Source organism: Acinetobacter sp. 1294243, from assembly GCF_000588015.1.
GTDB classification, from domain to species: domain Bacteria; phylum Pseudomonadota; class Gammaproteobacteria; order Pseudomonadales; family Moraxellaceae; genus Acinetobacter; species Acinetobacter pittii.
In genome coordinates, this window is sequence record NZ_JFXG01000011.1 from 13,668 (window position 1) to 26,713 (window position 13,046).

Consider the following 13,046-nt stretch of genomic DNA (forward strand, 5'->3'; position numbering starts at 1 on the left):
ATCACTCTACCTCGGTAATATTATTCGAAGAAATTAAAGATCAAGGATGAGTTTAGCTGGCTCTTCTAACAACTCTTTGATTGCTACCAAGAAACCTACAGCTTCTTTACCATCGATCATACGGTGGTCATAAGAAAGTGCTAAATACATCATTGGCAAGATTTCAACTTGACCATTTACAGCCATAGGACGCTCTTGGATTTTGTGCATACCCAAGATACCAGTTTGTGGCTGATTCAAAATTGGAGTTGAAAGTAATGAACCGAAAGTACCACCGTTAGTGATTGTGAAAGTACCACCAGTCATTTCTTCGATAGATAATTTACCATCACGTGCTTTAGCAGCATATACACCAATACCAGATTCAACTTCTGCATAGCTCATACGATCAGTATCACGTAATACTGGTACAACAAGACCACGATCAGAAGATACTGCAACACCGATGTCGTAGTAACCGTGATAAACGATATCGTCGCCATCAATTGAAGCGTTTACAGCTGGGTAGCGTTTAAGCGCTTCAGTTGCTGCTTTAACGAAGAATGACATGAAGCCTAAACGAGCGCCATGACGTTTTTCAAAAGCATCTTTATATTGCTTACGCAATTCCATGATTGGCTTCATGTTAACTTCGTTGAATGTAGTTAACATTGCTGTTTCTTGAGTTGCAGCAAGAAGACGCTCAGCTACACGCTTACGTAAACGAGTCATTGGAACGCGTTTTTCGATACGCTCACCAACAGCCACACTTAACGGAGTAACGTTAGCAGCTGGTTTAGCTTGATGGTTTGCAACATCTTCTTTAGTGATACGACCACCACGACCAGTACCTTGTACGTCAGCAGCAGCAATACCAGATTCAGTTAATGCTTTACGAACTGCAGGAGCTTGATCAGATACAGTTTCTGTACGCTCAACAACAGGCGCTGCACCAGCTTGAGTTTGAGCAACTGCTTGCTCTACTGCTGCAGGAGCAGCCGCTGCTGCACCAGCACCAGCTTCAAATTGAGCAATAACTTCGTCAGAAAGAACTGTATCGCCTTCATCTTTAATGATTGCAACTAAGCTACCATCAGCAGGAGCAACAACTTCTAAAACAACTTTGTCGGTTTCAATATCACAGATTACTTCATCACGTGATACAGGTTCACCCACCTTTTTATGCCAAGTTGCGATGGTGCCATCTGCAACAGACTCTGGGAATACCGGTGCTTTAATTTCGGTTGCCATTATTGAGAATCTCCTGATTGTTCAGCTTCGATTGCCAATGCATCATTAATTAGCTGAGCTTGTTGTTTTGCATGCAAGTACGGTGAGCCACAAGCTGGTGCAGCAGAAGCTTCACGACCTGCAAAACTGATACGGATTTGTTTGCCAGATTTTAAGATATCGTCATATAAACGCGGTGCAATAAATAACCATGCGCCTTGGTTCTTCGGCTCTTCTTGTGCCCAAACGAGTTCTTTCACATTTGGATAAGCAGCCAAGATTTCCGCAAGACGTTGCTCTGGGTATGGATACAACTGTTCAATACGTACGATTGCAACATTAGTTAAGTTTTGTTCACGACGTTTTTCAAGTAAGTCGTAATAAACTTTACCGCCACAAAGTACAAGACGAGTTACATCTGACTTGTTAATTTGATCGATTTCATCAATTACAGTTTGGAATGAACCATTTGCAAGCTCTTCTAAAGTAGAAGTCGCAAGTTTATGACGAAGTAAAGATTTCGGTGACATTACAATCAATGGCTTACGAATTGGGCGTACAGCTTGACGACGTAATGCATGGAAAATCTGTGCAGGTGTCGTTGGAGTGATCACTTGCATGTTGTCTTCAGCACATAACTGTAAGAAACGTTCTAAACGAGCTGATGAGTGTTCTGGGCCTTGACCTTCGAAACCGTGTGGTAACAACATTGTTAAACCACAAACACGTTCCCACTTAGTCTCACCAGAAGCAATAAACTGGTCAATCACAACTTGAGCACAGTTTACGAAGTCACCAAATTGTGCTTCCCAAATAATCAAGCTCTTAGGAATTGTAGTTGCGTAACCATATTCGAATGCAAGAACTGCTTCTTCAGATAAAAGAGAGTCATAAATCGCAAAACGTGGTTGGTTCTCTTTCACATGACAAAGTGGAATGTAAGTTGAACCATCAGCTTGGTTATGCAATTTCGCATGACGGTGTGAGAAGGTACCACGACCCACGTCTTCACCAGTAATACGAACTAGATAATCTTCATCTAATAAAGTTGCATAAGCTAAAGTTTCTGCTGCACCCCAGTTTAATGGAGTTTCACCAGTTTGCATTTTTACGCGGTCTTCAATTACTTTTTGAACCTGACGCTGCATTACAAACCCTTCAGGAAGTTTGCTCATGCCCTCGCCTAATTCTTTTAAGCGATTTAAGTCAAATGAAGTATCCCAATCGTCTGTGTAGTCATGGCCCAAATATGGAGTCCAGTCAACAAACATTTTGGTATTTGGTTCAAGAATCAATGCATTTGCTACATGATTGCCCGCTTCTAGATCAGAACGGTAATCTTCAACCATTTGGTCTGCTTCAGCACGATCAAGTACTTTCTCTTGAACAAGTTGATCAGCATAAAGTGTACGAGTAGTCGCTTTCTTCGCAATTACTTGATACATCAATGGCTGTGTACCAGATGGCTCATCTGCTTCGTTATGGCCACGACGACGATAACAGAACAAATCGATAACAACATCTTTACGGAATTCGTGACGGAAATCATGTGCTAATTGAGTAGCAAAGATAACAGCTTCAGGATCATCGCCATTTACATGGAAAATTGGCGCCTGAATCATTTTAGCAACGTCTGTACAGTATTCTGTAGAACGTGCGTCACGAGGATCAGAAGTTGTGAAACCTACTTGGTTGTTCACAATAATATGAACTGTACCGCCAACCGTATAGCCACGAGTTTGTGACATCTGGAAGGTTTCCATGTTCACGCCCTGACCTGCAAATGCCGCATCACCATGAACAATAACTGGTAAAACGTCATCACCGCCAATGTCTCTACGACGTACTTGACGTGCACGTACAGAACCTTCAACTACAGGACCAACAATTTCCAAGTGAGATGGGTTAAATGCTAATGCCAAGTGAACTTCGCCACCTGGAGTCATTACATTACTTGAGAAACCTTGGTGGTATTTAACGTCGCCAGAACCTTTTTTATGAATTGATTTACCTTCGAACTCACCAAATAAGTCCGCAGGGTTTTTACCCATAATATTCACAAGAAGGTTTAAACGGCCACGGTGTGGCATACCAATAACAACTTCTTTACAACCTACAGCACCAGCACGCTGAATAATCTCGTTTACCATAGGAATAAAAGATTCGCCGCCCTCAACACCAAAGCGTTTAGCACCGACGTATTTATTACCAAGATATTTTTCAAGACCTTCAGCAGCAGTTAAACGCTCTAAGAAGCCTTTCTTTTGATCATTTGTGTAATTGAATTTACCACGGGCACTTTCAAGACGTTGTTGAATCCAACGTTTTTCTTTTGTGTCCACGATATGCATGTATTCAACACCAATCGAACCACAATAGATTGATTCCATTGCTTCAATCATTTCAGCAAGCGTTGCTTCGCTTTTGCCGATTTCAAGATTGCCGGTATTGAATACAGTGTCTAAATCTGATTTGGTTAAACCGTGAGCTGAAAGATCTAAATCTGGAATCTCTTCACGCTTAGCAAGACCTAATGGATCTAATTTAGCTTTTTGATGTCCGCGATTACGATAAGCAGCAATAAGTTGTAAAACGCCAATTTGACGACGCTCATGCTCAGTACTTACAGTACTTTGTACAACAGGTTGAACACGATTAGCATTACGTCCTAGTAATAGGAATTGCTCACGCACAGCGCTGTGTGGTTGGTCACCCTTTGGATATTTATCGAAATATTGGCGCCAGTCCTCAGCTACAGAGGTTGGGGAAGTCAGGTACTGCTCGTAAAGTTCTTCAATATACGCTGCACTATCAGCGGAAAGTTCAGTGTCAAGACGCAATGCGTCAGCAACTTCTTGCATTTGTGGACCCATTTCCTATTGCAAAAAATATTACAGGCTGCCTTTTAAGCACACCCATGATGCATAATGCCAAATTGGTAAAAAAGGCATTACTTACCCAACAGGTCTCTAAGACCATGGGGCGTCATACTACCTAGAGAGAAAACTCCATAGGTAATTAATGAATCACAACGCCCTCAATGGCATCATCACTCACCTTATACTCGATTAAAACCGAGCAATTTTTTGCAAATCTTTTTAGAAAAATTAACTTTAAAATTAACTTTTCTAAAATGACTTTAACCATAAAAATTAAGCACAGATCTAAGATCGTGCTACTTAAATTAATTTCACTAGTATACGCTTTTTTCACCTATAACTTTGTGGCAAATCGTATCATGTTCTTAAACAACGATTGATTTTTTTGACACATACCACCTATAAATTGGCGAAATACATAAGCGATTTTATCTTTTAATATATGGTGCAATATATAAAATCCTCGCTCTTTTCGACCAAAGTCTAAAGTTTACATTATAAAATTAAAAAAAAACGCACATCAAGGATGCGCGTTTTCTATTTGTGCAGAATTAACCCGCTTGATCTAATAGCATGTTACGGATGTGACCGATTGCTTTAGTAGGGTTTAGACCTTTAGGACATACTGACACACAGTTCATAATACCTTTACAACGGAACAAACTGAATGGATCGTCAAGACGAGCCAAACGGTCTGCAGTAGCAGTATCACGAGAGTCGATGATAAAACGGTATGCATTTAACAATGCTGAAGGACCCAAGAATTTATCAGGGTTCCACCAGAATGATGGGCATGAAGTTGAACAACACGCACAAAGAATACATTCATACAAACCATTTAAGTGTTCACGCTCTTCAGGAGACTGTAAACGCTCTTTAGGTGGAGCTGGTTGGTTATTGATCAAGAATGGCTGAATTTTGTCATATTGATCATAGAATTGGTTCATATCAACAACCAAATCTTTAACAACCGGCAAACCTGGTAATGGACGAATTACAATTTTCTCAGGCAGGTCATTTAAATTCCATAAACAAGCCAAACCATTTTTACCATTAATGTTTACACCATCCGAACCACAAATACCTTCACGGCATGAACGACGGAACGTTAATGATTCATCTTGAACCTTCAAAGCAAGTAATGCATCAAGCAACATACGGTGCTTATCAGTCAATTCAAGCTTGAAAGTTTGCATGTACGGCGCTTTATCCTTATCAGGATCATAGCGGTAGATTTCGAATGTACGAGTACCTCTACTCATCTTTATACTCCCGATTAGAATGTACGTGGTGCTGGTGGAATTGCATCAACAGTCAACGGTTTGAAGCGCACAGGCTTATATTCCAAACGATTGTCTGATGAATACCATAAAGTATGCTTCATCCACTCATCATCACGGCGACCGTATGAATAAGTTGGGTGATCAGCTGGCAATTCATAGTCAACTACAGTATGCGCACCACGACACTCTTTACGCGCAGCAGCTGAAATTAATGTAGCTTTTGCAACTTCATATAAGTTTTCAACTTCAAGCGCTTCAACACGTGCAGTGTTAAATACTTTAGATTTATCTTTCAAATGAATGTTGCGCACACGTGGCTCAAGAGCAAGAATCTCTTTAACACCTTTATCAAGCAAAGCTTGAGTACGGAATACACCAGCGTGGTCTTGAACGATATCACGAATCGCATCAGCAACTTCTTGTGCATTTTCGCCAGAAGTTGATTCATCCAATTTACGTACGCGATCTAAAGTTTGCTCTAATACGTTTGTTGGAAGTGGTGCATATTCATCACCATGATGCTTAGTTACGTAGTCGATAATGTGCTCACCAGCAGCTTTACCAAATACAACCAAGTCAAGAAGTGAGTTAGTACCTAAACGGTTTGCACCATGTACTGATACACAAGAACATTCACCAATTGCATAGAAACCTTTTACAGGTTTAGTGTAATTGTCTGTACCTGCTTCAGGTAAGCACACTTGACCATGCATATTTGTAGGAATACCACCCATTTGATAATGGATTGTTGGTACTACAGGAATTGGTTCTTTAGTAATGTCAACGTTCGCGAATTTTTTACCAATCTCAAATACAGATGGTAAACGCTTCATGATTGTGTCAGCGCCCAAGTGAGTCATATCTAGTAAGATATAATCACCTTTTGGACCACAACCACGACCCTCTTTAATTTCTTGGTCCATAGAACGTGATACGAAGTCACGTGGAGCCAAGTCTTTTAAAGTTGGTGCGTAACGTTCCATGAACGGTTCGCCGTCTTTGTTACGAAGGATTGCACCTTCACCACGACAACCTTCAGTTAACAATACGCCTGCGCCCGCAACACCCGTAGGGTGGAATTGCCAGAATTCCATATCTTGTAATGGAATACCAGCACGAGCAGCCATACCAAGACCGTCACCAGTATTGATATAAGCATTTGTTGATGCACGGTAAACACGACCAGCACCACCGGTCGCAAATAATGTCGCTTTTGCTTGGAATACTGCGATATTACCAGTTTCTTGGTCAATAGCTGTTACACCAAGAACATCACCTGCTTCGTTACGGATCAAATCAAGCGCGATCCATTCAACGAAGAACTGAGTACCCATTTTCACGTTGCTTTGATAAAGCGTGTGTAATAATGCGTGACCAGTACGGTCAGCAGCAGCACAAGCACGTGGAACTGGTTTATCACCATAGTTCGCAGAGTGGCCACCGAACGGACGCTGGTAAATTGTACCATCAGCGTTACGGTCAAACGGCATACCCATGTGTTCAAGTTCATACACAACTTTTGGTGCTTCACGACACATAAATTCAATTGCGTCTTGGTCACCTAACCAGTCAGAACCTTTTACCGTATCGTAAAAGTGGAAATGCCAGTTATCTTCTTGCATGTTACCTAACGACGCACCGATACCGCCCTGAGCAGCAACTGTATGTGAACGTGTTGGGAAAACTTTAGTAAGTACTGCAACTTTCAAACCTGCTTGAGCAAGTTGGTAAGAAGCACGCATACCAGAACCACCACCACCAACGATAACTGCATCGAAAGTGAGGTTTTGAATATTTGAATAATCTTCTTTAGGGGTTATCGCGCCCATGATATCTTCCTATCAATTCGCCCAGAAAATCTGGATACCCCAGATTGCGTACACAAACACTGCAATAATGACAGCCGTCGTCAGTACAAGGCGTAAACCTTTCGCTGAAGGACCCATTTGACGAGTAGTGACATAGTCAGTGAAAACTTGCCACATACCAATCCATGCGTGTGCGATAAGCGATAAAATTGCCAATAAAGAAAAAATCTTCATTGGTAATGTCATCATGAAGCCAGCCCACTGTTGATAGTCAAATCCACCTTTGCAGAGAATCCAACCAAAAAGAACAACAGTATAAGCTGCTAATACAACCGCACTTACACGCTGGATAAACCAATCACGAGAACCTGAACCAGTTAAACCTGTAGCACTTTTCATTAGAACATAATCCATACAAAGGCTGCGATAATGGCTACCACAGATAAGATCAATGAAATTGTCGCTGCAATACGACCACTTTGCAGTTCTTCAGCAAAACCTAAATCTGCAAGTAAGTGCTTAACTCCAGCAATAAAGTGGAATATCAAGCCGGCTGCAAATACCCAAACAACGAAACGTACAAGGATATTTCCAAAAACGACATTTTTAACGTAGTCAAATCCTTCTGGTGAAGATAATGATTTATCTAGAATCCATAAGAGAACTGGTACTAATAAGAAAACGATGACACCTGATAAACGGTGTAAAATTGATGCAATAGCCACGGGTGAGCGTAAATTTACCGCTAACACCTGACCCATGGACAAATTGACAGGTCTGTTGCTTTTCACAGCGGGCATCCTGTAGGTAGAAACTCCGACCGGAGTTTGTTGAATTAATTCCAAGGAAAGCTGGCATTGTTAGGCAAGCACAGCTCATGCCTAACCTATAAACGACACTGAATTATAAAACGCGAAGTATCAAAATACAAACAATCCACTTTGCCATTTCAGCAAAAAACCATTAAATAAGAATCATTCAAAACAATATTACATTATTAGGTCAATAAAAAAACTATACCTATACACACCATATCCTTGTTTAAAATAACTTTTTATTTAATTTCATTTTTTCTGAAATTTCTTTTAAATAAGCCGATTTTAGACTAAAGATAAAGTTATAAATTCCTCATATCAATAGAAAAATGATCGCAATACCCTCCTATTTTCAATGTGAGCCATATTTTAAATAAGTGAACAGACTTATATTTCACATAGATATTAAGCGATCTACACTAATTTTTCGAAAGTGAATTTCATTAAAAAACAGTTCTTATGATTTTAAACTCGTCTGATAAGCTATTTTTTATACAATTAAACTTAAAAAAAGAACAATATTCTTTGTTACAACTAAATAAAAATACAATTTTTTTTGAGTATAAATTTGAAATTACACCATGAGTTTTATGATTTTTTTAAGCAGATTGGCATTTTCTACCGCCTTATTATTCTAAATTGCAATTTATAAATTTGCTTACAATTGTACTCATCCTTCATTTTTTTCTGCACGTTCTTGTTGAATTGACTTATTATACCATCCCGATGCAGTGATTTTACTGACTTTTTTGCTCGGGTCTTGATGACTAACTCTCTGTGGGAACGTCATTTTTTATCCATAAGTATAATTGACAAAATTTCAGTACTCACTAATCTTATAGCAAATTTTGACACCGTCTGATTCGCACATGAGAACATTAGGATTTCGAGTCAGATCAACATTCACCAGGACAGGAGATCTATTGAATGTCTGAAGCAAATGGCAAAAAAGCCGTATTACATCTTGATGGCAAAGAAATTGGTTTACCAATCTACAGTGGCACTTTAGGTCCAGATGTAATTGATGTCAGCAGCATACTGAAAGAAGGTCATTTTACTTTCGATCCTGGTTTTATGGCGACAGCCGCATGCGAATCTAAAATTACTTTCATTGATGGTGACAAAGGTATTTTATTACACCGCGGTTACCCAATTGACCAGTTAGCAACTCAAGCAGACTATCTTGAAACTTGTTATTTATTATTAAATGGCGAGCTCCCAACTGCTGAGCAAAAAGTTGAGTTTGATACGAAAGTTCGTGCTCACACTATGGTTCATGATCAAGTTAGCCGTTTCTTCAATGGTTTCCGTCGTGACGCTCACCCAATGGCAATCATGGTTGGTGTTGTAGGTGCATTATCTGCGTTCTATCATAACAACCTAGATATTGAAGACATCAATCACCGTGAAATCACTGCAATTCGCTTAATTGCAAAAATTCCAACGCTTGCTGCTTGGAGTTACAAATATACAGTAGGTCAACCATTCATCTATCCACGTAACGATTTAAGTTATGCGGAAAACTTCTTGCACATGATGTTTGCTACTCCTGCTGACCGAGATTACAAGGTTAATCCTGTTCTTGCTCGCGCAATGGATCGTATTTTCACGCTTCATGCTGACCATGAACAAAACGCGTCTACATCTACAGTACGTCTTGCTGGCTCTACTGGTGCAAACCCGTATGCATGTATCTCTGCTGGTATCTCTGCACTTTGGGGCCCTGCTCACGGTGGTGCAAACGAAGCAGTTCTTAAGATGCTTGATGAAATCGGTAGCGTTGAAAACGTTGCAGAGTTCATGGAAAAAGTTAAACGCAAAGAAGTTAAGCTTATGGGCTTCGGTCACCGCGTTTACAAAAACTTCGACCCACGTGCTAAAGTAATGAAGCAAACTTGTGACGAAGTTCTTGAAGCTTTAGGTATCAACGATCCTCAATTAGCACTTGCTATGGAACTTGAGCGTATCGCATTGAACGACCCGTACTTCGTTGAGCGTAAACTTTACCCTAACGTAGACTTCTACTCAGGTATCATCCTTAAAGCGATTGGTATCCCAACAGAAATGTTTACTGTAATCTTCGCTCTTGCTCGTACAGTTGGTTGGATCAGCCACTGGTTAGAAATGCACAGCGGCCCTTACAAAATCGGTCGTCCTCGTCAGCTTTATACTGGTGAAACTCAACGCGACATCAAACGTTAATATTCGAAAGAAAATTAATAAAAAAAAGCTGCCTTCTGGCAGCTTTTTTATTTCCGTCTTTTCTACTCTAGACTTATTCTTCTTCATACATAGTTAACAAGTGATGGCTAATTCCATCTGCTCGCAACCAAGCCAACTCATAGCTCGCTTTAGCCAACGCTAAAACACGTCTTTCAAACTCAACCCATATTGTTTTGACTTGAGACTCCGAAATACCCAAACCACTCTCGTGTGCTAGATGTTTATTCTTTTCACATATTTTTAAGGCATGGTAAAGCTTACGACCCTGGCTCGCCCCTTCCATTAACCGAACACGCTTACTTAAAATAAAGCCCTCAACATGCTGTAAGTCCGCATGAGGCAGCATCGGCACTAAGATTTGATTCAATTGATCATCTAAACGCTTCCATACAGCTAAACGCTGCTCTGCCGTATAAGTGTTCCATTGAATCACCTCGTGGTTAAAACGGCGACAACCACGACAAACCTGATCACCAAAAACTGTTGAACAACGCCCTGCACATGGGGTGAGAGAGAGCGTTCGATGATCATTACTCAAAACAAACTCCTTAAATAAACCATATACTTTTTATGGTTTTCTCGCTTATTACTAATTTTCGCGCTAAAATATGCGCCTTAAATTTCTATCTTAATACATTTGGAGTTTTCCATGAACGCTACTGTAGAACAGCTTGCACCTGTAGAACAGCAAGCGACCGCAGGTTGGGTTGTTGCAGCACTATATCAATTTAAAGAAGTTCAAGATCCTGCCGATCTTCAACAACGTTTATTAGACTTAGTGAAAACAATTAACCTCTGTGGAACTCTGATTGTAGCAGGTGAAGGAATTAATGGTACTGTTGCTGGTGATCGCGTAGCAATTGATACACTACATCAGTTTTTGCTCAATGAAGGCTTTGGCGCTATGGAATACAAAGAATCCCATAGTTCTGACAAACCTTTCCGCAAAATGAAAATTAAACTTAAAGAAGAAATTGTGACTTTAGGTGTTGAGGTTAAACCTCGTGACTTAGTCGGTCACTACCTTGATCCTAAAGAGTGGAATGATTTAATCGCACGTGATGATGTAATTTTAATCGACACACGTAACGATTACGAATATAAAGCGGGTACATTTAAGGGCGCAATTGACCCTAAAACTGAAACATTCCGTGAGTTTCCAGAATACGTCAAGAAAGAATTAGAGCAACATAAAGACAAAAAAATTGCGATGTTCTGTACTGGTGGTATTCGCTGTGAAAAATCAACTTCTTTACTTCTTCAAGAAGGATTTAAAGAGGTTTACCATCTTAAAGGCGGTATCCTTAAGTACCTAGAAGAAACCCCTGCTGATGAAAGCTTATGGGAAGGTGAATGTTTCGTATTTGACGGACGCACTGCTGTAACTCATGGGGTAGAGGAAGGCGTGAATATTAAATGTCATGCTTGTGGTTGGCCTTTAACTCCTGAAGAGTCTGCTCTACCAAGTTATGAACACGGTGTTTCTTGCGTTTATTGCATCGACAAGACCACAGAAAAGCAAAAAGCTGGTTTCCGTATGCGCCAATCACAAATTGCTGCTGCAAAGCGTAAACGCCTATAAAACTATAATATAGTTTTTAAAGGGCATTTAGATTTCTAACTGCCCTTTTTTATTTATTCCACTAATTTTTTTACAATAAAAAACGCCCTAGAAAGGACGTTATTTATTATTTCTTCTAATAAATTAATTTGGCGTATGATACATCAAGTATAATTCATTCAAATTATCTGGGATTTCTTCTGCCAGTTCATCCATTAACTGTCCATTACGACGGAAAGATTCCATCTGTGGATCTTCTTCATCAATTCCACTAAATACCATCATTGGTAAAGTTAAATCAATTAATTGTTCTTCATATTCAGGTGCAAACCATGCATCTTCATTTAAGAACATCGCATCAACAAATCCAACACTCCAGTCGCCTAAGCTAGACTCAACATCCGCTTCCTCAATTTCAAACGGAAATTCAATTCCATTTTCATTTGCTAAGTCTTGTCGAATTGACTCTAACCACGCTTTGATCTGCTGAATAATTTCGGCAGGAACTTTTTTATGGTTATTATCAAACAATTCATCTAACCAACGATCGAACTGAGGGCCTACTGCAATTGCACACAGAAAACCATGAGTTGCAGCGAAATCCAGACCATACTCATTGTGGTCTCCATCTAGATATTCACTTAATTGGTCTAAATCTAACGCACTCATTGTGTTACCTGACTATAAAAAAGAAATCTACGATAGCATAGCATCTAAGCTGACGATGCCCTATTCAGATTTGATTAGTCTTCATCATCAAGATCATCATCGTCTAAATCGTAATCAAAATCTTTTAACTCACGCTCTAAACGGCGTTGAGCCAATAGATCATCAATTAATCTACGTTTTTCTAATGATTCTTTCGCAGTGATTTTGCCTGATGACTCATCAAAACCGACATCATCATCATCACCGTAGTTATCATCTAATTCAAAATCTGTAGAAGACACTAAAACTACCTCTAATGAAAAAATGTGAATGGGTCTAGCCGCTATTTATCTTGGTTATTAAATCGTGTCAAGTTTTATTTATATTTTTTTCATTAAACTGCATATTTGTACTTTTTTTCGCCCAAAAAATTGTGTATTTATAAAGCTGAACTATTTTTTTGATCAAAAAAAAATTCTATGATTTTTTCGATGATTTAAGCTTGAAAAAAATGATTTTATCCCAATATTCAAAAAACAGACGTGAATTCAAAGATATTTTTTATTTAACGGTTACTGATCAAAGCCAAAACATTTCAAGCAAATTGTGCTATCATGCAC

The 13,046-nt window shown here is 39.5% G+C and carries 13 protein-coding genes; 3 read left to right on the forward strand and 10 right to left on the reverse strand.

Annotation, left to right across the window (positions count from 1 at the left end):
- Positions 1-33: 33 nt before the first annotated feature.
- The 7 genes from odhB to sdhC all read right to left on the reverse strand — a co-directional run bounded on the left by odhB (position 34) and on the right by sdhC (position 7,979).
- A complete protein-coding gene (gene odhB / locus J655_RS17420) occupies positions 34-1,230 on the reverse strand; it encodes a 2-oxoglutarate dehydrogenase complex dihydrolipoyllysine-residue succinyltransferase (RefSeq protein ID WP_032006544.1) in 1,197 nt (398 codons plus the stop codon).
- Positions 1,230-4,070 (reverse strand): 2-oxoglutarate dehydrogenase E1 component, encoded by a 2,841-nt coding sequence (locus tag J655_RS17425; RefSeq protein WP_025466613.1) that lies wholly within the window; start codon positions 4,068-4,070, stop codon positions 1,230-1,232. Before J655_RS17425 ends, odhB begins: the two co-directional genes overlap by 1 nt.
- A gap of 157 nt (positions 4,071-4,227) precedes the next feature.
- Positions 4,228-4,356 (reverse strand): hypothetical protein, encoded by a 129-nt coding sequence (locus J655_RS0104625; protein ID WP_002116082.1) that lies wholly within the window; start codon positions 4,354-4,356, stop codon positions 4,228-4,230.
- A gap of 283 nt (positions 4,357-4,639) precedes the next feature.
- The gene (locus J655_RS17430; protein ID WP_002116292.1) at positions 4,640-5,350 is read right to left on the reverse strand and encodes a succinate dehydrogenase iron-sulfur subunit; all 711 of its coding nucleotides are present in this window, start codon (positions 5,348-5,350) and stop codon (positions 4,640-4,642) included.
- 14 nt (positions 5,351-5,364) lie between these two features.
- Positions 5,365-7,200 (reverse strand): succinate dehydrogenase flavoprotein subunit, encoded by a 1,836-nt coding sequence (sdhA, locus tag J655_RS17435; protein ID WP_002116225.1) that lies wholly within the window; start codon positions 7,198-7,200, stop codon positions 5,365-5,367.
- 12 nt (positions 7,201-7,212) lie between these two features.
- Complete coding sequence (gene sdhD, locus J655_RS17440) at positions 7,213-7,578, reverse strand: succinate dehydrogenase, hydrophobic membrane anchor protein (RefSeq protein ID WP_000833672.1); 366 nt, start codon at positions 7,576-7,578, stop codon at positions 7,213-7,215.
- On the reverse strand, positions 7,578-7,979 hold the full coding sequence (gene sdhC / locus J655_RS17445; protein ID WP_075384165.1) for a succinate dehydrogenase, cytochrome b556 subunit: 402 nt from the start codon (positions 7,977-7,979) through the stop codon (positions 7,578-7,580). Before sdhC ends, sdhD begins: the two co-directional genes overlap by 1 nt.
- A gap of 474 nt (positions 7,980-8,453) precedes the next feature.
- On the opposite strand from sdhC, the gene J655_RS24685 reads away from it, so the two are divergent.
- Both J655_RS24685 and gltA read left to right on the forward strand, forming a co-directional pair.
- On the forward strand, positions 8,454-8,579 hold the full coding sequence (locus tag J655_RS24685; protein ID WP_017400187.1) for a hypothetical protein: 126 nt from the start codon (positions 8,454-8,456) through the stop codon (positions 8,577-8,579).
- 342 nt (positions 8,580-8,921) lie between these two features.
- Positions 8,922-10,196: a citrate synthase gene (gltA, locus tag J655_RS17450; RefSeq protein WP_002116327.1), complete on the forward strand. Its 1,275-nt coding sequence runs from the start codon at positions 8,922-8,924 to the stop codon at positions 10,194-10,196.
- Positions 10,197-10,269: 73 nt separating this feature from the next.
- Here the strand turns inward: gltA and J655_RS17455 are convergent, their stop codons facing one another.
- Positions 10,270-10,755 carry a DUF1289 domain-containing protein gene (locus tag J655_RS17455; protein WP_005064555.1) on the reverse strand — a complete coding sequence of 162 codons (486 nt, stop codon included), beginning with the start codon at positions 10,753-10,755 and terminating at the stop codon, positions 10,270-10,272.
- Between the two features lie 111 nt (positions 10,756-10,866).
- Between J655_RS17455 and J655_RS17460 the strand changes: the two genes are divergently transcribed.
- Complete coding sequence (locus J655_RS17460) at positions 10,867-11,799, forward strand: rhodanese-related sulfurtransferase (RefSeq protein ID WP_005064553.1); 933 nt, start codon at positions 10,867-10,869, stop codon at positions 11,797-11,799.
- A gap of 123 nt (positions 11,800-11,922) precedes the next feature.
- Here the strand turns inward: J655_RS17460 and J655_RS17465 are convergent, their stop codons facing one another.
- On the reverse strand, positions 11,923-12,447 hold the full coding sequence (locus J655_RS17465; RefSeq protein WP_002116105.1) for a YecA family protein: 525 nt from the start codon (positions 12,445-12,447) through the stop codon (positions 11,923-11,925).
- A gap of 74 nt (positions 12,448-12,521) precedes the next feature.
- Complete coding sequence (locus tag J655_RS17470) at positions 12,522-12,728, reverse strand: PA3496 family putative envelope integrity protein (RefSeq protein ID WP_002116495.1); 207 nt, start codon at positions 12,726-12,728, stop codon at positions 12,522-12,524.
- Positions 12,729-13,046 lie beyond the last annotated feature (318 nt).